This is a genomic window from Streptomyces sp. NPDC001832 (assembly GCF_040297265.1).
In the GTDB taxonomy this organism is placed as follows: domain Bacteria; phylum Actinomycetota; class Actinomycetes; order Streptomycetales; family Streptomycetaceae; genus Streptomyces.
Genome location: NZ_JBEOYU010000042.1, coordinates 35,533 through 53,931, shown reverse-complemented (window position 1 = coordinate 53,931; position 18,399 = coordinate 35,533). Strand labels below are relative to the sequence as shown.

The window sequence follows — 18,399 nt, the reverse complement described above, 5'->3', positions numbered from 1 at the left end:
GGCAGGCAACGTTCGCCCCGTCGCGACGCCCGGCACGCCGAGAGCACGCACCGGACGCCGCTCCTTGACGGGCAAACGTTGCCTGCCGCGGCACTAGCGAAGGGGACGCTCAGCCGCGTACCGCCCAAGGGCAGCACACTGCCGTTCTCATCTCGCGCCTCGGTGACACTCAGGATCAGGGCCCGCGACCGGCCGTTCCGTCCCGCGGGGCGGCCGGATGCAGGCGTCCACCGACCACGGCTACTACGCACTACGGCTGCAGCGTCCGCCTCGCCGGGACGACTCCGCCCGCAACCGCACGCTGGCGGGGGGCCGCTGTGCCGGTCCAGCAGGTGCCCCGCCGCGAGACGAGGCGGCGGAGCCAGAGTTCCGTGGACGCCAGGTGCGCCAGGCCGTCCAGCGGGAGCGGTTCGCCCTCCGAGGCCGCGCGCAGGGCCTTCCGCACGACGCGCGCCTCGACCAGGCCTGCGTCGGCGAGCAGTGGTGCGTCGAAGAGAGCGATCAGATCGGGAAGGGCGGCGCGCAGTCCGGTGCGGGCGGTCGTGTTCGAGGTGGCGAGGGAGGGGGTGCCCCAGCCTGGCGGCAGTTCGTGGATGCCCGCGCCCGCGAGTACCCGGCGCAGGACCGCGGCGCGGGCGCCCGGCTGGACCCGGAGCGATTCGGGCAGCGCACGGGCGGCGCGTACGACCTGATTGTCGAGGAACGGGGCGTGCAGCCGCTGGCTGCGGTTTTCCGCGGCCTGTTCCAGAATCCGGTGGTCGGCGGCGTACCGGGCGAGGGCGGCCCGGGCGCGGGCCTCGCCCGGGCGCTGGACGGAGGTGGGGCGGATCGCCGCCTCCTGCAGACGAACCGAAACTTCGGCGAGCGCCTCCCCCGTCAGCCAGCGGGCGGCGGGCCCCGGCCGCGACCAGGCGAGGGCGGCGAGCGAGGCTTCGGCGGGGGTGTCGAGATCGGAGGGGTGGCGGTTGGCGTCCGGCAGCCGGTCGGCTGCCGTTTCCAGACCGGTGCGGTACGACGTGCGGGACAGGCGGCGGGCCGCGCGGTAGACGGTCAGTGGGACGAAGAGGGAGTGCGCAGTCTGGCCCTCGGCCTTGGCGAGTGCGGCGACCGGGCGCAGCAGATGGCGTCGGCGCCGGTCCATCAGCAGGTCGGCGAGGCGGGCCGGGTGGGCGTCGAGCACCTGCCGGGCTCCGCCGCCGACGAAGTGGTCGGCGCTGCCGGAGGCGAGGCGGCGGCGGTGCCGCTCGGCGCTGACGAGGAACGGGGCGGGTTCATCGGTGAGCGGGCCGCCGCCCAGGTCGGCGTAGGGCAGTGCCTCTTTCCCGGCGGCGACGACGACATGGTGCAGGCGGGGGTTGGCGGCGATGACGCGGGCCCGTTCGAGTTCGTCCTCGTGTCCGCGTGTGGTGAGGTCGTTGAAGGTGACGGCAAGCAGCCGCTCCCCCGCTCCTGTGCCGTGGCCGAGGATGGTTCCGGGCAGGCCCGGCAGTCCGGCGGCGAGCAGGGCGAGGGTGGCGGAGGCGCTGCCTCCGGAGAGGTCGGCGCCGATGCCCGGTACGGGTGCGCCGCGAGCGGCGCGTCGTTCGGCGGGCCCCATACCGGGGATCGGTCCGGGGTCGGGCGGCAGGGTTTCGGGGGCGTGGCGCGGGGCGGTGAGCCTGGCGCGTACGGCTTCGACCAGCGCGTCGCGCACCCCTTCGACGGCGCTGACCGGGTCGAGTTGGGGCGCGGCGACGGCGAGGGAGGCCACCGCCTCGTACCCGGTGATCTCGCGTGACCCCTCGCGGAGGATGAGCGCGTGCCCGGGCGGAATGCGCTTCACTCCCGCGTACGGGGTGCCGTCGCGTAGCGCCTCCGGCGTTTCGGGGCAGGCGAGCAGGGCGGCCAGGTGACCGATGTCCAGCTGGGCTTCGATGAGGTCGGCGAGCGGGAGTGCGGCGGTGGCGTACGCCGTACCGCCGGCCCACGGTGTGTAGAACACCGGGCGGGCTCCGGCGAGATCCCCGATGACGGTGATCCGGCGGCCGACCTGGACGACGGTCGTGTAGCTGCCGGGCCAGGAGGTGAGATGGCGCAGGGCTCCGCCGCGGGCGGCGAGGAGGCCGGCGCGCATCTGTTCGTCGGTGGCACTGCAGCAGCCGAGTACGGCCATTCGGGCGGTGGGGGCGCCTTCGATGGTTTCGACCGCGCTGATACGGATCTCGTCGGGGCGCCAGTCGCCGACGGCCCAGAGCGGATCGGGGTCGCCCCACAGGAGCTGCGACCCGACGGGGTGCATCGTGCGCCCGTCCTCGGCAGCACCCACGGCACCGGCCGTGCCGAAGCTCGCGGCGATACTGCTCCACCCCGCCAACCAACGCATCGCCGCCTCCACAGGCTGTGGACGAAACGGCGCAGCTGGAAAGTATCGGGAGAACTGCCGGTAACGCGTGGCGCCGTTGCGAATATGCTGCCACGACAAAGGCGCGCAGGAGGGGCTACGGACAGCGCACGTCGGAAGCGCATGCGCCCCTGGCAAAGACCGGGATGGGACGGACGGCAGCCGGGTGCGGACGGACGCGTGTCGGGCGGCAACCGACGGCGGGTTCCCCGAGGGCCGACCGAAGCGCGGCCCGCGCGAGGCGACTCATGCGCCAACAGGCTTACGGATTGGGCACGTTGAGTTCCCCGTACGAGAGCGAGATCTACCGGCCGGAATCCGGCCACACCCCGAAGCACCCACGGACAGGTGAGGGATGGTTCCGAACGGTCGACGGGATGTGCGCAAATCGGTTGACCTGCCCTCAGTCGACCGATGACATTCAGCCATTCTCAGAGCACGCTGCAACCCGGCGACAGGGAACTCGACGCATCAGAAGTCCCTTTTCACCCCACTTCATTCCCTGGCTCTTCCTATCCCTCTTGGCATCCTCCGTCGGCCGCAGGAGATCGCCACCTGCACGGCGGGCGGCCCCGGCACCGTCCCCGCACCCGGCCCCGTACCGGTGTCGATGCACAGCCCGGGAGGCGTCCGTTCACCTCCCGGACCGGTCCGCCGCCTGCGGGGAATGAGGCGGCAGTGTCCCCCAGCCCACTGAGTCCAATGCAGTGGGCCGACCCACGCAGCAACCATGGAAGCGCTTCCGAATCGGCCGTACGAGAGCGCACGGCCGGGCGCACGGCCACACGCCGGGAGCACGTACGGGACTCGGCGGGCGGTGTCGCCACCACGTGCGAACGGTGCCTCCGGGAGCGCACGAACGGGGCGTCGGGCCCGGCCCCCGGCCGGGGCCGGGGGCCGGGGGGCCGGGCCGCTGTGCGCGGCATCCAAAGCGGCACCGCCGCGGCGCCCGCAGCGGCGCCACGAAGCCGCTCGCGTCCACACGGACAACAATCCCGCCATACGGACGTCTGCCCCTTAACGGTAGGGATGCGGCGAACTACGCTGGGTTTACTGAGGTTCTCGGCAGGAGGCATATTCCTCGGGGCTCGGCCATAAGCGTCTGCGGCCGGAGTGCCGGGGTTCGTCCCTGGGGAGGACACGGTACGAATGCCGCGCGCCGCAACGGTGACGCGGCTGCCGTCTGTGTGTCGAGGGGTGGCGGATGTCCAGGGAGCAACGCGGACCGAACGAGAAGCTCGGAACCGTTCTCGCCCTCGCGGGAATCAGCAACGCCGGGCTCGCCCGGCGGGTCAACGACCTCGGGGCGCAGCGCGGTCTGACACTCCGGTACGACAAGACCTCGGTGGCCCGGTGGGTCGCCAAGGGCATGGTGCCGCAGGGCGCCGCGCCCCATCTCATCGCGGCGGCGATCGGCGCCAAACTCGGCCGGCCGGTCCCGCTGCACGAGATCGGGCTCGCGGACGCCGATCCGGCGCCGGAGGTCGGGCTGGCCTTCCCGCGCGATGTGGCCGAGGCCGTCCGTTCGGCGACCGAGCTGTACCGGCTGGATCTGGCCGGGCGACGGGCGGGCAGCGGCGGAATCTGGCAGTCGCTGGCGGGTTCGTTCTCGGTGAGTGCGTACGCGACGCCCGCGTCCCGCTGGCTGATATCCCCTGCCGACCCGTCGGTGGCACGTGACTCGACAGCCGCCGAGGCAGCCATCCTCGGAACCCACGGCACAAGGGGCGCACACCCCGGTGCAGCGGCACAGAGGGTGCCGGGCGCGGCGGGGGTCCTGGCCGCTCAGGGACCACTGGGGGCACAGTCGGCGCTCGGTGCACAGCCGGCACCCAGAACGCAGGCAGCGCTGAATGCGCAGGTGGCTCGGGCGACGCTGGGAACTCCGGGAGCTCCGCAGACACGGCGGACACCGTCCATCCCCGCCCAGCCGGGCCCGGAGACCGCGTCCACGCCCACGCCCACCGGCGCGACCACGATCACGGCCGACATCTCCCCGCTGCGGGTCGGCCACAGCGATGTCTCCAAGCTGCGCGAGGCGGCCCAGGACGCCCGCCGCTGGGACTCCAAGTACGGCGGCGGGGACTGGCGTTCCTCCATGGTTCCCGAGTGCTTACGCGTGGACGCCGCGCCCCTGCTGCTCGGTTCGTACAGTGACGAGGTGGGCCGGGCGCTCTTCGGCGCAGCGGCCGAACTGACCAGACTTGCCGGGTGGATGGCTTTCGACACCGGCCAGCAGGAGGCCGCACAGCGCTACTACATCCAGGCACTGCGACTCGCGCGGGCCGCGGCCGACGTGCCTCTCGGCGGCTATGTGCTCGCCTCGATGTCGCTGCAGGCGACCTACCGCGGCTTCGCCGACGAGGGGGTCGACCTCGCGCAGGCCGCCGTCGAACGCAACCGGGGGCTCGCCACTGCCCGCACCATGAGCTTCTTCCGCCTGGTGGAGGCACGCGCTCACGCGAAGGCGAGTGACGCACCGGCCGCGGGGGCAGCGCTGAAGGCCGCCGAAGGCTGGCTGGAGCGTTCCAGGGACGGCGATGCCGACCCGTCCTGGCTGGGCTTCTACTCGTACGACAGGTTCGCGGCCGACGCCGCGGAGTGCCACCTCGATCTGAAGGCGCCCCGTCAGGTGCGGCGCTTCACCGAGCAGGCCCTGTCCAGACCCACCGAGGAATTCGTCCGCTCGCACGGGCTGCGGCTGGTGGTGTCGGCTGTGGCCGAGCTGGAGTCGGGGAATCTGGACGCGGCCTGCGCGGCGGGCACTCGGGCGGTGGAGGTGGCGGGCCGCATCTCCTCGGCGCGGACCACGGAGTATGTGCGGGATCTGCTGCACCGGCTCGAACCGTACGGGCACGAGCCGCGCGTCGCCGAGCTGCGTGAAAGGGCCCGGCCGCTGCTGGTGGCGCCCGCGTAGCCGGACCGCGGCGCAAGCCCACGTATCTCCTCACAGCGTCGACACGACGTCCTTGCGGCATACAAACAGTGTCCGGACGGCATTGCGGTGGCAGTCGGCTGGCTGCCAATCGTGGGTGAGGTCGTAGGGATTCGGCGCCACGCTGGGCTTCACTGGTTTGAGTGCGTTGTCAGTGGGTCAGTGCACTATCGGGGTGGGAGGTGGCGTAATGGTGACGCACGCGGCGTACGACTGCGATGTGCTGGTGATCGGCGGCGGGATCGTCGGCCTGTCGACTGCTTATGCGATCACGCGCACCGCTCCGGGCGCCCGGGTGACGGTGCTGGAGAAGGAGTGGGGCCCCGCCCGTCACCAGACCGGGCGCAACAGCGGAGTGATCCACAGCGGCATCTACTACCGCCCCGGCTCGCTCAAGGCCCGTTACGCAGTGCGCGGCGCCACCGAAATGGTCGACTTCTGCGCCGAGCACGGCATCGCGCACGCGGTGACCAGCAAGCTGATCGTCGCGACCGAACGGTCCGAGCTGCCCCGGCTGCATGCACTGGTCCAGCGCGGCCGGCAGCACGGGCTGCCGGTGCGCGAGCTGGGGCCCGCCCAGATCGCGGAGTACGAGCCGCAGGTGCAAGGGCTCGCCGCGATCCGCGTCGGGACGACCGGGGTGTGCGATTTCGGGGCGGTCGCGGCGCGGTTCGCCGCCGAGGTGAGCGGGGCGGGCGGAGTGATCCGTTACGGGGCGGAAGTCACCGCGATCGACCGGCGCCCCTGGGGTGTGGCGGTGCGTACGGCGGACGGTCCGGTGGTACGGGCCCGGGTGCTGGTCAACTGCGCGGGCCTGCACTGCGACCGGGTGGCGCGGCTCGCGGGCGACGATCCGGGGGTGCGGATCGTTCCCTTCCGGGGGGAGTACTACGAGCTGGCGCGGCCGGAGCTGGTACGCGGCCTGGTCTATCCGGTGCCCGATCCGGCGTTCCCGTTCCTCGGCGTGCATCTGACCCGGGGCCACGACGGCAGCGTCCACGTCGGGCCGAACGCGGTGCCGGCGCTGGCCCGCGAGGGGTACGGCTGGCCTGTCGTACGCCCCCGTGAGCTGGCGAACACCCTGACCTGGCCCGGCACCTGGCAGATCGCGCGCAGACACTGGCGGTACGGGGCGGGCGAGATGCACCGTTCGCTGTCGAAGCGGGCGTTCACGACAGCCGTGCAACGGCTGTTGCCCGAGGTCACGGAGTCCGATCTGCGTCCGGCCCCGGCCGGCGTCAGGGCCCAGGCCGTACTGCGGGACGGCACCCTGGTGGACGACTTCCTGATCCGCGAGGCCCCGCACACCGTGCACGTACTGAACGCTCCGTCGCCCGCCGCGACGGCCTCCCTGCCCATCGGGCGGGAGGTGGCACGCAGGGCGCTGCTCCGGGCGCGGGGGACGGAGTGGAAGCCGCCCGCCGTAGAATCGGGGCATTGTGTCTGAGTCCTCGAACCTCTCCGCAGTTCCCTCCGCGAATCCTTCCGCCCCTGCGTCCGGCGATGCCGCGGCCGGGAAGAGCAACGCCGCAACCGAGACGTCCACCGCCTCCTCGGCCCCCGCCCCCGCCTCCGCCGCTGCCGGGATTCCGGACGATCTGCGCGCCGCCTCCTTCGAGCGGCAGCGCAGGCTGCGCCAGGAACCGCGCTTCCCCGGCGGACCCGCGATCGATCCGGCCGGATCGCACCACGAACGCCGGATCCGCAGCTTCCAGCCGCGCCGCAGCCGCGTCACGCCCGGCCAGGAGGACGCCCTGCTGCGGCTCTGGCCGAAGTGGGGCCTGGACATCGACGGGCAGCGCGTCCTCGACCTGCCCGCGCTGTTCAACGGGCTTCCAGCCGTGCTGGAGATCGGTTTCGGAATGGGTGAGGCCACAGCGCACATGGCGGCCGACGACCCGGGCACGGGCATTCTCGCCGTCGATGTGCACACCCCGGGCCAGGGCAATCTGCTCGGTCTGGCGGACCGGAACGGCTTGTCCAACATCCGGGTCGCCAACGGTGACGCGATCATCCTGCTGCGCGAGATGCTGAAGCCGGACTCGTTGGACGGGCTGCGGGTGTACTTCCCCGACCCGTGGCCCAAGAAGCGCCATCACAAGCGGCGGCTGATACAGCCGGAGTTCCTCGATCTGGTGGCGCAGCGGCTGAAGCCGGGGGCTGTGATCCACTGTGCGACCGACTGGGAGCCGTACGCCGAACAGATGCTGGAGGTGCTGACCGCGCACCCCCTCTTCGAGAACACCCAGGCGGACGGCTACGCGCCGCGGCCGGCGTTCCGGCCACTGACCCGGTTCGAGCGGCAGGGCCTCGACAAGGGCCATGTCGTGCACGACCTGCTCTTCGCCCGCCGCTGACGGTCCGCCCGGAGGCAATAACGGCCTCGGAAGAGACTTGGCGGACCCGTCGCCCCATGGCGAGCTGTCAGTGCTGCTCGTTAGGGTCATCGGATGGTGTCCGACGGGTCTGTCCAGCAGCGGCAGTCGCAACCGGCCGTCCCGCTCCTCGAGGAGCAGCGGGTCGGCGAGATCCTGGCTGCCGTGCCGGAGCGCAGGCACTGGCGGTACCGGCCGCGCCGCGTCGGCATGGTGTGGCGCAGCAGGACGTTCCGCATCGCGGCTGTGTTCACGGTGCTCGCGCTATGCGGCCTGGCGATCCTGGCGCTGGTCCGCGATCAGACAGGCACCGAGGGCTTTCTCGTAGGCCTGGGTCTCGCCGTGCTGCCCGTCCCGCTCCTGATGGCGGCGTTCCGCTGGCTGGACCGGGTCGAACCTGCGCCGTGGCGGAATCTGCTGTTCTCCTTCGCCTGGGGTGCGTTCGCGGCCGCCCTGATCGCGATCATCGCGAATTCGTTCGCGACTCGCTGGATAGCCGCGGCCACCGCCGACCCGTCGGGCGCCAACACCCTCGGCGCCACGGTCATAGCGCCGGTCATCGAGGAGAGCGCCAAGGCCGCGGCCGTCCTGCTGATCTTCCTGTTCCGAAGGCGGGAGTTCAACGGGATCGTAGACGGCGTCGTCATCGCCGGCTTCACCGCGAGCGGCTTCGCCTTCACCGAGAACATCCTCTACCTGGGCACCGCCTTCGGTGAGGACCAGCAGATAGGCGCCTCGGGCGTAGTCTCGGTGACCGCCGCGACGTTCTTCGTACGGGCGGTGATGTCGCCGTTCGCGCATCCGCTCTTCACGGTGCTGACCGGAATAGGTTTCGGACTGGCCGCGGTCAGTGCGCGGCGCCGCCGGATCCGCCGTATCGTGCTGCCGCTGCTGGGTCTCGTCCTCGCCATGGGCATGCACGCCCTGTGGAACGGGTCGGCGTCATTCGGCCCGTACGGCTTCTATGCCGTGTACTGGGTGTTCATGGTCCCGGTCTTCGGCCTGGTGACCTGGCTGGCGATCTGGTCGCGCCAGCGGGAGCTGCGTGCGCTCTCCGCCGAGCTGCCTGCCTATGCTGCGGCCGGCTGGCTGACCCCCGCCGAACCGCTCGCCCTCTCCTCGATGCGGGCCCGCGGCATGGCACGCGAGGCGGCACGCCGACAACACGTCGCCGCAGCCTGGGGAAGCCCGTACGGAACGGCGTACGCGCCAGGATTCGGGCCAGGGCACGCGCCAGGATTCGGACCGGGGCACGTGTCGCCCGGGTCCAGGCCGTCGGCCCAGGTCAGGGCTCATGCCAAAGCGCAGGCCAAGGCCCGCGGAAGGGCTGCCGCCCGCACCGTCGCCGAGTACGAATCGTTCGCGACGTCACTGGCCTCGCTGCGCCGACAGGCGCGCCGCGGGGCGGCGGGCCCGGACTTCGCCGAGCGCGAGCTGGAGCTGCTGCACCACCTCTGGCAGCGCAGGGGCGTGGCCGCTCCCGCCCTGACGTACGCGGCGCAGGCTACGGGACGCCTGCGCCCCCACCCCCTGCCGACGGCCGCGTTCGCGCACCCGTTCCCGCAACACACGCAGTACGGCGGCTACGGCTACAACCCGTACCTGACCCCGCACCGAACGTCGCCACCGCAGTAGGGGCGTTCGCGAGCAGCCGGCCGCGATCCGTGGACGGCCCGGCCGTCCTCGTCAGGCGGCGTCCGCCATTCCGACAGGCCGGCAGCCCTGACGTCGGGGGTGAGCGTCAGGGCTGCCGGGGTTCAACGGCCGGTGAACCGGCTCGGATCACGAGGGCCGGGAGTAGGCCGCCCGGTGGATCAAGGGTTGAGGCCCTTGTCGCGCAGCCAGGCCATCGGGTCGATGCCCGCGCCGTCGGGGGTGTGGACCTCCAGGTGGAGGTGCGGGCCCGTGACATTGCCGGTCGCGCCGACCCGGCCAATGGTGTCACCGGTGGTGACCTTCTGGCCGACACTGACGCTGATCGAGGACTGGTGGCAGTACCACACCTCCGTACCGTCCTCGAGCTCCAGCACCGTGCGGTAGCCGTACGAGCCGGACCAGCCTGCGGACTTGATGGTGCCGCCGTGTACGGCCTTGATCGGGGTGCCGGTCGGCGCCGCGAAGTCAAGTCCGGTGTGGTGGCCGGAGGACCACATCGAGCCGGCTTGGCCGTAGGTCGAGGTGACCGTGTACGAGGAGGTCGGGAGGGCATAGCTGGCGGCGAGCTTGGCGAGCCGCAGCGCCTCGGCCTTCGCCTTGGCCTCCTCCTCCGCCTTCTTCTTCTCGGCGGCGGCCTTGGCCTCGGCCGCGTCCTGCTGCTTCTTGGCCTCCGCGGCGGCCTTCTCCGCGGCCGCCTTCTCCTGGGCCGCCATGGCTTCGGCGGCGGCGGCGTCATGCTGCTGCTCGGCCTGCTGGAGGATGCGGGCGCGGAGTGCCTCGCCCGCATCCGTCGCGCCCTGCTCGGCCTCGGCGGTGGTGAGGCCGGCGGTGGTGAGCGGGGCGGTAGCGGCGACGGCCTCGGACTTGTCGGCCTCGGACTCACCGGAGAACAGGGAGCCCACGCCGGCAAGGGACTTGGCGTCGGGGAGGCTGTCCGAGATGGAGTCGGGAAGGGAGATGGAGACCGGCGGCTTGCTCTGCGCGGTGGCCATGCCGCCCGCGCCGACTGCCGCGATGACGCCGACCCCGAGCACCGTGGAGCTACGGGCAAGTCCGTTGCGCTGCTTGGCGACGCGGTGCTTGCCGCGTACGGGGCGGACGGACTCCTCGGTGGGGTTCCACTCGTCCCAGCTTCCGCCGGGCCGGCCGTTGCCGTCGACGCGGAATTCGCTGCCGGTCTCACCGGCGAAGTCGCCGCCCGGCTCGGTGCCGTAACCGGCGCCGAACGCCGTTCCCGTCCCGGTGGTTCCGTGGTCGGAGCCGAAACCGGATCCGAAGTCAGCGCCGAAGCCGGAGCTGAACTCGGGGTTGAACCGAGAGGGGGCTTCGGGGGCAGGCTTGTTGGACGCCACGGGGGCGCACTCCTTTCCTTCCTTCTCGCCTACCGGGTTAGCTGACGGGTTCGGAGCAGGAAGGTCTCCTACGGCCCCTACGCCTCTCACGAGACACAGGTGTCCGATTCACCCCATGTAGATGGTTCCCCGGTTCCCTTGCGGAATTCGGCGCTCGCGCACGGTGCCGCCACTGACGACGGCTGGGACGACCGCGCTGCGTTATCGAACGTTAATAGACACACGGGCCTGATTCCAAGCTGTTCCCACTGATCGCTCAGGTCTTTGGCCAGGACTTTACGGGACACAACCGGGTGCAATAGGATGACTTGATCGCCCCTCAGCCATTACCCGGTTCCTGACGTTGCGTCAAACGTTATGCGGAGCGGCGCCTTTCAGTTACGCACGGTGGCGTCCCGCACCCAAGGCCGCGTCCCGGGCCACGCGAAGCACTGGGGCCACGCGAAGCACCCGACCCGCACAAGTCAGCCAGCCCGCACGACGCACCTGCCGCACCCCTCACGCCTCTTCCAGGGACACAATCCTCACGGTCCTGCGCCGGTCCAGCTGCCCCTCCGCGGGACGTACGACCGCGAGCAGCGCCATGTCGTCGGTCGTCTCGCCGCCCGTGTGCAGCCGTACATCATCGGTCAGCGCGGACAGCAGCTCCTCCGGCCCAGGAAAGATCTGACCGCGCAGCCGGGCCGCCGGATCGTAGAAGACCCCATCGGCGTTCCGCGCCTCAGAGAGACCGTCGGTATAGAGAAGCAGGGTCGCCCCCGCCGGCAGATCCCATTCGTCCGCCCGGTCGGGCCACGCCCCCAGCTCCATCCCGAGCGGCAGTGCGGGTACCGAGGGCCCCAGCACCTCCAGCGCCCCGTCCGCATGCAGCAGGATCGGCTCGGGGTGACCGCGGTTGACGATCCGCACCCGGGACACCCCGGACGGGATCTCGGCCAGCACGGCGGTGGTGAAGCCCTCCACCGCGTCCAGCCCGCCCCGAGCCCCCTCCCGCGCCAGCGCCCGCTCCAGCCGCTGCGCCACGCCTTCCAGCGAACGCTCCTGCTCGGCCGCCTCCCGGAACGCCCCGATGAGCACCGCCACCGACTCCACGGCGCCGATCCCTTTTCCCCGTACGTCCCCGACCACCAGCCGCACCCCCTGTGGGGTGTCCATCACGGCGAACAGGTCGCCGCCGACGTACTCGTCCGCCTGCGCCGCCTCGTACCGCGCCGCCACATGCAGCCCGCCGATCCGGTCGGACGGCTTCGGCAGCACCGCCCGCATGGCGGTCTCCGCAATGACCCGCGCGGAGGCCAGCTGCTCACCGCCGCGCCGTACGACCGTGTTGATCAGGACTGCGAGGGCCGAGACGGTGGCCAGGGTGAGCAGCTCGGTCAAGGGCACGGCCGGCGGCAATGTGTTGCTGGACAGCCGCACCACGGTGACGGCCACCATCGCGGCAATGCCGGTACAGATGGTGCTGGTCAGCGAGAAGAACGGCGCGGCGATCAACGGCGCCGCCACAAACAGCGGAATGGCGGTGAAGATCGGCGGGGTGAGGACATCGAACACCAGCCCGCCGAGGATCATCAGGGCGGGCAGCATGCGGACGAACCGCATGGCACGGGCGTCGCCGCCCCCGGCATGTCTGCCGCGCCGCTTCAGCCGCTTCCACACCTGTGGTCTCCTGCCCGGTACGCGCGCGGCTGCGGACGGTACCGCGCCCCACCCCCAGGCTCACCGGAGCGCAGCGCAGCGGCGACTCCTCATCAGCCAATGGGGGTACGTGCGCGGTACAGCTCACACCAACCTGGGCCGACCGCCCCACGCCCCGGACACAACAAAAATAAATCAGTCCCGGCACGCTGCGTGCGTGCCGGGACTGATTCTTCAGTAGCGGGGACAGGATTTGAACCTGCGACCTCTGGGTTATGAGCCCAGCGAGCTACCGAGCTGCTCCACCCCGCGTCGGTGAACACAACTCTACGGCATGTCCAGAGCGCTCATGACCACTCGGCGAATCATGACCGCCGCTTTCGGTACGTGCGCCCGGCTTTCACTACGTGCGCCCGGCTTTCAGTACGTGCGCCCGGCGTGGCCAAAGGCGTACGCAAGTCACCCGGCCCCCGCACCCCTCAGTTCGTATCGGAGATGTGGGGGGTGGCCTTCCCTTTGACCGCCGGGGGCTTCATCGGGTTCGCGCCGCGCTGCAGCGAGTGGAGGATCGCCAGCCCCTGGCCGACCACGCCGGCCGCCATCTCGTTGACTCCGTTGGTGCCGTTGAGAACGGTGAGATCGGCCCCCGACATACTGCGGGCGGCGGCGTCGGCCAGGGCGGGCAGATTCTCCACGATGCGGTTGGCCGCGATGAGCTCCTGATTGCCGTCGCGCAGCGAGGCGGCGCGCACGGTGTTGGCGTCGGCCTGCGCCTGGGCAAGGGCCCGCTCGGTGTACGCGCCGCCGTCGGCCTCGAACTTCGCCCGGTCACGGGCCGCTTCCGCGAGGGTGCGCTGACGGTACGCCTCGGCATCCGCCGGACGCCTGACCTCCGCTTCGAGCCGTTGCGCCGCGAGTCCGGCCTGCCGCTCGGCCAGCGCCGTCTGCTCCTCGATGACCTCCTGCGAGGCCCTGGCCTGCGCAAGTGGCCCGGCCTGCGCGGCCCGGGCGTTGTACTGCTCGGTCTCCGCGAGGAAACCGGCCCGCTTGATCGCGGTGTCGCGTTCGTACTCCGCCTTGAGCGCGGCGGCCTGCTGCTCGCGCTGGCTGGCTTCCTGGTCGGCCTTGGCCTCGGCGATCCGGGCCTGACTGGCGACCGCGGCGGCGTGCGGGGCGGCGAGGTTCTTGATGTAGCCAGTGGCGTCGTCGATCTCCTGGATCTGGAGGGCGTCCACCACGATGCCGAGCTTCTCCATCTCGCCGTGGCTGCCCGCGATGACCTCCTGGGAGACCCGGTTGCGCTCGCGGATGATCTGCTCCACTGTCAGTCCGCCGACGATGGAACGCAGGTGGCCTGCGAAGATCCGGCCGACGAGATCCTCCATCTGCTCCTGCTCGGTCAGGAAGCGGCGCGCCGCGTTGGCGATGGACACGGCGTCGTCGCCGACCTTGAAGACGGCGACGGCCCGGACGTTGAGGCGGATGCCCTGCTGCGTCACGCAGTCCTCGGTGAGCTCCGCCTCGCGCAGCGCCAGGGAGAGCATGCGCGCCTTCTGCTTCACCGGGAGTACGAAACTGCCGTGTCCGGTGACGATCCGGAACTGGGTGTCCAGCGTCTGCCCCTTGGAACCGGATATGAGCATCGCCTCGTTGGGGGCGGGAACGTGCCAGAAGAACATCGGAAGACTCCTGCCGTACGTGACTGCCCGGCACGGGTATGTCGTTGCTTCGTCTCAGGACGGCAGGCGTTCCACGATCACTCCGCGCGCCGAGACCGAGTCGACGACAACGACACGTACATCCCTCTCGATCGACGTGGCCGACCATGCGGTGTAGGCCTCCGACCCACCTCTTACGGCCACCAGCACTTCGCCCGGACCATTGGGCGGAATCGGCACGGTGACACGGCCTATCGCCCCGACCGGGCTTCGGGCGGACTCATCTGCCGTGTGCATGCGCCCTCGCGAGCGTCCCTGCGCGCGCCTGCTCACATCGCCGCTCACGCCGCTTCTCATGCCTCTTCATGAACACGGGGCGACCCCGCCTCCTGGAGGCCCGAACCTCCCTCGACATTTCCACGGTACTCCGCAACCGCCACCGAGGATCGCCCCGGAGGGCGGCCTCGAACGACTGTCGCTGAGCCTCCGGCACCGGCCCTCGTCCTGGCGCTCTCCCGCAGCCGCGACGCGTATGTCTCCCTCCCCGAGGTCCGGCGAACTGGCACGGCTCCCGGACCGCGGGGAGGCTTGAGACATCAGCCCATGGTGGCCGATTCCGCCCGCGGTTCTCGGAGTGCCGCAGCACCGGCGTACATCTGCCCACGCCGACGGCCCGACAGCAGGGGAGGCCGGGCGGGATGCGGTCCCTCTCTCGGCGAGCAGGGAGATGGCGGTCCATGAACGGCAGCACGCTCGAAACCCTGGACTCGATGCGGAGCGCACTGCGCGGTCCCGTCATCGGTCCGCAGGACCCGGAGTACCGAACCGCCCGCACGATCTACAACGCCATGATCGACAAACGCCCGTCGGCCGTGGTGCGGTGCAGCGACGCGGCGGATGTCATGGCCGCGGTCGATTTCGTCCGGGACGAGGGGCTCGCACTCGCGGTCCGCGGCGGCGGACACAGCGGTGCCGGCCTGTGTCTGGTGGACGACGGCGTCACCATCGATCTGTCACCCATGCGCTGGGCGCACATCGACCCCACCGCGCGAACGGCCACGGTCGGTGGCGGCGCCACGCTGAGCGACCTCGACCACGCCGCGCACGCCTTCCAACTGGCCACCCCCGCCGGAATCCAGTCGACCACCGGCGTCGGCGGCCTCACCCTGGGCGGCGGCCATGGCCACCTCACCCGCAGATACGGACTGACGGCCGACAACCTGCTGGCCGCGGACGTGGTCCTGGCGGACGGCACTTCGGTGACCGCGAGCGGCACCACCCACCCCGACCTGTTCTGGGCGCTGCGCGGCGGGGGCGGGAACTTCGGCATCGTCACTTCCTTCACCTTCCGGATGCACCCCGTGGACACCGTGGGCTTCGCCATCACCCTCTGGCCGGTCGACCGGGCCCCCGACATACTCCGCTGGTACCGCGAATTCCTGCCGAACGCCACCGAGAACCTGAGCGGCTTCTTCGCCGCGCTGACCGTGCCGCCCGGCCCCCCGTTCCCGGAGGAGATCCACGGTCAGAAGGTGTGCGGTGTCGTGTGGTGCTGGACCGGCGACCCCGGCCTCCTCGAAGCCACCCTGAAACCCGTGAACGACCCCGGCCCGCCCGCCTTCCACTTCACGACGCCGATGCCCTACACCACCCTGCAGTCCATGTTCGACGAGCTGCTCCCCGCCGGCCTGCAGTGGTACTGGCGCGGCAACTTCTTCGACCGGATCACCGACGACGCCATCGCCGTCCACGCCAAGTACACCGAGAACCTCCCCACCGACCTGTCGACGATGCACCTGTACCCGGTCGACGGCGCCGCCCACCAGCCGGGCCCCGACGACACCGCCTGGGCCTACCGGGACGCCGTCTGGTCCGGAATCATCGCGGGCATCGACCCGGACCCGGGCAACGCCGAGAGGCTCAGGCAGTGGTGTGTCGACTACTGGGAGGAGCTGCACCCGCAGTCCATGGGCGGTACGTACGTGAACTTCATCGGCGCGGGCGAGACCCCGGACCGGGTACGCGCCACCTACCGCGGCCACTACGACCGGCTCGCGGCCATCAAGCGCACCTACGACCCGCACAACCTCTTCCGTGCCAACCAGAACATCGAGCCGGCGGCCTGATCCAGCTGCCACGAGAACAGCCCCAGGTCAGATGTGCTCTGACCTGGGGCTGAGGTGTAGGCCGTGTGGGACTCGAACCCACAACCAACGGATTAAAAGTCCGCTGCTCTGCCAATTGAGCTAACGGCCCTCGGCGAATCACCCCTGAGCATAGCCCGCCGGAACCCGGCCGCCGATCGGGTATCGGATACTGGGTCCCGTCGCGACGTGATCAGGACACGTCAGAGTGGCTTCAGTGGAGTGTCAGCGGAGCTTCCGCGAGGTTCGTCGGGAGTGGTCGTGCGTTTGTGATTCGGGTTGAGGAACCAGTGGCGTGCCGAGGCCAGCCACCACGTCGCGGCGAAGCCGAGGACCACCAGGACCGCGACAGGGGCGTAGTTGAACGTCTCCTGGTTGACCGGCGAGACCTGCGGCAGCATGAAGAGCACCGTGATGATCACGACCCAGGTGACCGCGACGACACCGATCGGGCGGGACCAGCGGCCCAGGTGCCAGGGGCCCGGGGTGAAGTCGTCACCCCGGAGCAGGCGGAGCAGGGTGGGGATGACATAGGCGATGTACAGGCCGATCACAGCGATCGAGGTCACCGCGGCGTACGCCGTGACGTTGATCAGGTACGGGAGGCCCAGGGCCAGGGCGCCGAGGGCGGCGAGCCAGACCGCGGCGACGGGGGTGCGGGTGCGTGGGCCGACCGTGTGCCAGACGCGGGAGAAGGGCAGCGCCCCGTCCCGGGAAAAGGCGTAGATCATACGGCTGTTGGCGGTCACGGATGCCATGCCGCAGAACAGCTGGGCGCCGATCACGATCAACAGCAGGAGCTTTCCGGTGGTGGCTCCGAGGGCGTCCAGGAGGATCTGGGCGGGCGGGGCGCCGGTCGGGGAGTTCAGCGCCCCGTCGTACGACTGGATGGCGAACGTGAAGCCGAGGAGGAGTACGAAGCCGGCGATCCATGAGGTCCAGATCGACCGGACAATGCCGCGCGGGCCCGCCATGGCCGCGTCGTGGGTCTCCTCCGTCATATGGGCTGAGGCGTCGTAGCCGGTGAAGGTGTACTGGGCCATCAGCAGGCCGAGCATGACGACGTAGAAGCCGCTGCCCCAACCGGTGTTGTTCACGAACTCGGTGAAGACGAACGACGCCGACTGATGCGAGTCCGGTACGAAGGTCAGGGCGCCGACGATGACTGCGACGCCGATGACGTGCCACCAGACGCTCACGCTGTTCAGGATCGCGACGATCCGTACGCCGAAAGTGTTGAGCAGGCCGTGCAGCAGCAGGATCGCGGCGAAGAGCAGGATCGTACGGGTGGGAGTGACCTCGAAGCCGAACTGGAGGTTCAGATACGCGCCCAGGAAGGACGCCGCCCCGAAGTCGATCCCGGCCGTCACAGCGACCTGGCCGAGGACGTTGAACCAGCCCGTGAACCAGGCCCAGGCCGCGGCCGAGCGCGGCGGGGCCAGGCGGTGGGCCCAGAAGTAGAGGCCGGCGGAGGTCGGGTACGCCGAACAGATCTCGGCCATCGCCAGGCCGACGAACAGCGTCATCAGGCCGACACCGACCCAGCCCCAGGTGATGACGACGGGGCCACCGGTGTTCATGCCGAAGAGGTAGAGCGTGAGACAGCCGGAGAGCACCGAGATGATCGTGAACGAAACGGCGTAGTTGGAGAACGCCGACATACGCCGGGCCAGCGTCTGCGTGTACCCGAGCTGCGCGAGACGCTCCTCGTCGGAAACGCCCGCAGGTGGCCTGTCCTCGCCGGTGTCTGTTGTCATGTCCCCAGCGATGCCCTCGCCCCGGTGCACGCATGCGGCCGTCATGGTTACGACTGGGTGTCACCGCTGCCGACGAGAAAGAAAAGCGGGCCCACTCGTAACGAGCGGGCCCGCTTTCCGTGGGCTCTCAACAGACCTTCAGCGGACCTTCAGCAGGTCCTGCTCACCGCGTTCAGCCGTTGCGCTTCCAACGCGGCTTGTCGTCGCGGCGGCCGAAGGAACCGGTGTTGGTGCCAGTGCCACGGTGGTCGTCGCGGCGGCCGGTCGGACGGTCGCTGCCACCGGAGCGGAAGCCGCCCGACGGACGGTCGTCACGACGGTCACGATTGAACGGCCGGTCGCTGCCACCGGAGCGGAAGCCGCCCGAGGGGCGGTCGTCGCGACGGTCGCGGTTGAACGACGGGCGGTCGTCGCCACGGCGGTCGAAGGAACGGCCGCCACGGTCGTCACGACGGTCGTTGGAGCGGAAGCCGCCCGACGGACGGTCGTCACGACGGTCACGGC

11 protein-coding genes, 2 tRNA genes, 1 pseudogene and 1 riboswitch are annotated in these 18,399 nt (G+C 70.7%); of the genes and pseudogenes, 5 read left to right on the top strand and 9 right to left on the bottom strand.

What is annotated here, in order from left to right; all coding sequences use genetic code 11:
• Positions 1-250 precede the first annotated feature (250 nt).
• Positions 251-2,362, bottom strand: coding sequence for an asparagine synthase-related protein (locus tag ABT115_RS25505; RefSeq protein ID WP_351794118.1), 2,112 nt, complete (start codon positions 2,360-2,362; stop codon positions 251-253).
• Between the two features lie 1,222 nt (positions 2,363-3,584).
• Here ABT115_RS25505 and ABT115_RS25500 point away from each other — a divergent pair.
• From ABT115_RS25500 to ABT115_RS25485, 4 genes are all read left to right on the top strand, one after another.
• On the top strand, positions 3,585-5,297 hold the full coding sequence (locus tag ABT115_RS25500; protein WP_351794115.1) for an NsdA family TPR-like regulatory protein: 1,713 nt from the start codon (positions 3,585-3,587) through the stop codon (positions 5,295-5,297).
• Between the two features lie 208 nt (positions 5,298-5,505).
• The gene (lhgD, locus tag ABT115_RS25495) at positions 5,506-6,762 is read left to right on the top strand and encodes an L-2-hydroxyglutarate dehydrogenase (protein WP_351794112.1); all 1,257 of its coding nucleotides are present in this window, start codon (positions 5,506-5,508) and stop codon (positions 6,760-6,762) included.
• The gene (gene trmB, locus ABT115_RS25490; RefSeq protein ID WP_351794109.1) at positions 6,755-7,672 is read left to right on the top strand and encodes a tRNA (guanosine(46)-N7)-methyltransferase TrmB; all 918 of its coding nucleotides are present in this window, start codon (positions 6,755-6,757) and stop codon (positions 7,670-7,672) included. Before lhgD ends, trmB begins: the two co-directional genes overlap by 8 nt.
• Before the next feature lie 96 nt (positions 7,673-7,768).
• Entirely contained in the window at positions 7,769-9,325 is a 1,557-nt protein-coding gene (locus ABT115_RS25485; protein WP_351794127.1) for a PrsW family intramembrane metalloprotease, read from the top strand.
• A 179-nt stretch (positions 9,326-9,504) separates the two neighbouring features.
• Here ABT115_RS25485 and ABT115_RS25480 read toward each other — a convergent pair whose 3' ends face one another.
• The 5 genes from ABT115_RS25480 to ABT115_RS25460 all read right to left on the bottom strand — a co-directional run bounded on the left by ABT115_RS25480 (position 9,505) and on the right by ABT115_RS25460 (position 14,291).
• On the bottom strand, positions 9,505-10,698 hold the full coding sequence (locus ABT115_RS25480) for a M23 family metallopeptidase (RefSeq protein WP_351794106.1): 1,194 nt from the start codon (positions 10,696-10,698) through the stop codon (positions 9,505-9,507).
• A gap of 11 nt (positions 10,699-10,709) precedes the next feature.
• Positions 10,710-10,861: riboswitch (cyclic di-AMP (ydaO/yuaA leader) on the bottom strand.
• A gap of 335 nt (positions 10,862-11,196) precedes the next feature.
• Complete coding sequence (locus ABT115_RS25475) at positions 11,197-12,300, bottom strand: PP2C family protein-serine/threonine phosphatase (RefSeq protein ID WP_351794124.1); 1,104 nt, start codon at positions 12,298-12,300, stop codon at positions 11,197-11,199.
• Positions 12,301-12,574: 274 nt separating this feature from the next.
• Positions 12,575-12,648: transfer RNA gene (locus ABT115_RS25470), tRNA-Met, on the bottom strand.
• Positions 12,649-12,815: 167 nt separating this feature from the next.
• Positions 12,816-14,015 (bottom strand): SPFH domain-containing protein, encoded by a 1,200-nt coding sequence (locus ABT115_RS25465; RefSeq protein WP_351794103.1) that lies wholly within the window; start codon positions 14,013-14,015, stop codon positions 12,816-12,818.
• 54 nt (positions 14,016-14,069) lie between these two features.
• The gene (locus tag ABT115_RS25460; RefSeq protein WP_351794100.1) at positions 14,070-14,291 is read right to left on the bottom strand and encodes an NfeD C-terminal domain-containing protein; all 222 of its coding nucleotides are present in this window, start codon (positions 14,289-14,291) and stop codon (positions 14,070-14,072) included.
• Between the two features lie 440 nt (positions 14,292-14,731).
• Between ABT115_RS25460 and ABT115_RS25455 the strand changes: the two genes are divergently transcribed.
• Positions 14,732-16,120, top strand: coding sequence for an FAD-binding oxidoreductase (locus tag ABT115_RS25455; protein WP_351794097.1), 1,389 nt, complete (start codon positions 14,732-14,734; stop codon positions 16,118-16,120).
• Between the two features lie 57 nt (positions 16,121-16,177).
• On the opposite strand, the gene ABT115_RS25450 is transcribed toward ABT115_RS25455, so the two are convergent.
• From ABT115_RS25450 to ABT115_RS25440, 3 genes and pseudogenes are all read right to left on the bottom strand, one after another.
• Positions 16,178-16,250, bottom strand: a tRNA-Lys gene (locus ABT115_RS25450).
• Between the two features lie 91 nt (positions 16,251-16,341).
• On the bottom strand, positions 16,342-17,895 hold the full coding sequence (locus tag ABT115_RS25445; protein WP_351794094.1) for an amino acid permease: 1,554 nt from the start codon (positions 17,893-17,895) through the stop codon (positions 16,342-16,344).
• A 172-nt stretch (positions 17,896-18,067) separates the two neighbouring features.
• A pseudogene (locus ABT115_RS25440) lies at positions 18,068-18,399 on the bottom strand (DEAD/DEAH box helicase); the annotation flags it as partial.

Excerpts from the sequence above, each read along its gene's own strand:
- ABT115_RS25445 (WP_351794094.1), bottom strand. The coding sequence starts at position 17,895 with ATGACAACAGACACCGGCGAGGACAGGCCACCTGCGGGCGTTTCCGAC.
- ABT115_RS25505 (WP_351794118.1), bottom strand. The coding sequence starts at position 2,362 with ATGCGTTGGTTGGCGGGGTGGAGCAGTATCGCCGCGAGCTTCGGCACG.
- ABT115_RS25460 (WP_351794100.1), bottom strand. The coding sequence starts at position 14,291 with ATGCACACGGCAGATGAGTCCGCCCGAAGCCCGGTCGGGGCGATAGGC.
- ABT115_RS25475 (WP_351794124.1), bottom strand. The coding sequence starts at position 12,300 with ATGCGGTTCGTCCGCATGCTGCCCGCCCTGATGATCCTCGGCGGGCTG.
- ABT115_RS25465 (WP_351794103.1), bottom strand. The coding sequence starts at position 14,015 with ATGTTCTTCTGGCACGTTCCCGCCCCCAACGAGGCGATGCTCATATCC.
- lhgD (WP_351794112.1), top strand. The coding sequence starts at position 5,506 with ATGGTGACGCACGCGGCGTACGACTGCGATGTGCTGGTGATCGGCGGC.
- ABT115_RS25500 (WP_351794115.1), top strand. The coding sequence starts at position 3,585 with ATGTCCAGGGAGCAACGCGGACCGAACGAGAAGCTCGGAACCGTTCTC.
- ABT115_RS25455 (WP_351794097.1), top strand. The coding sequence starts at position 14,732 with ATGAACGGCAGCACGCTCGAAACCCTGGACTCGATGCGGAGCGCACTG.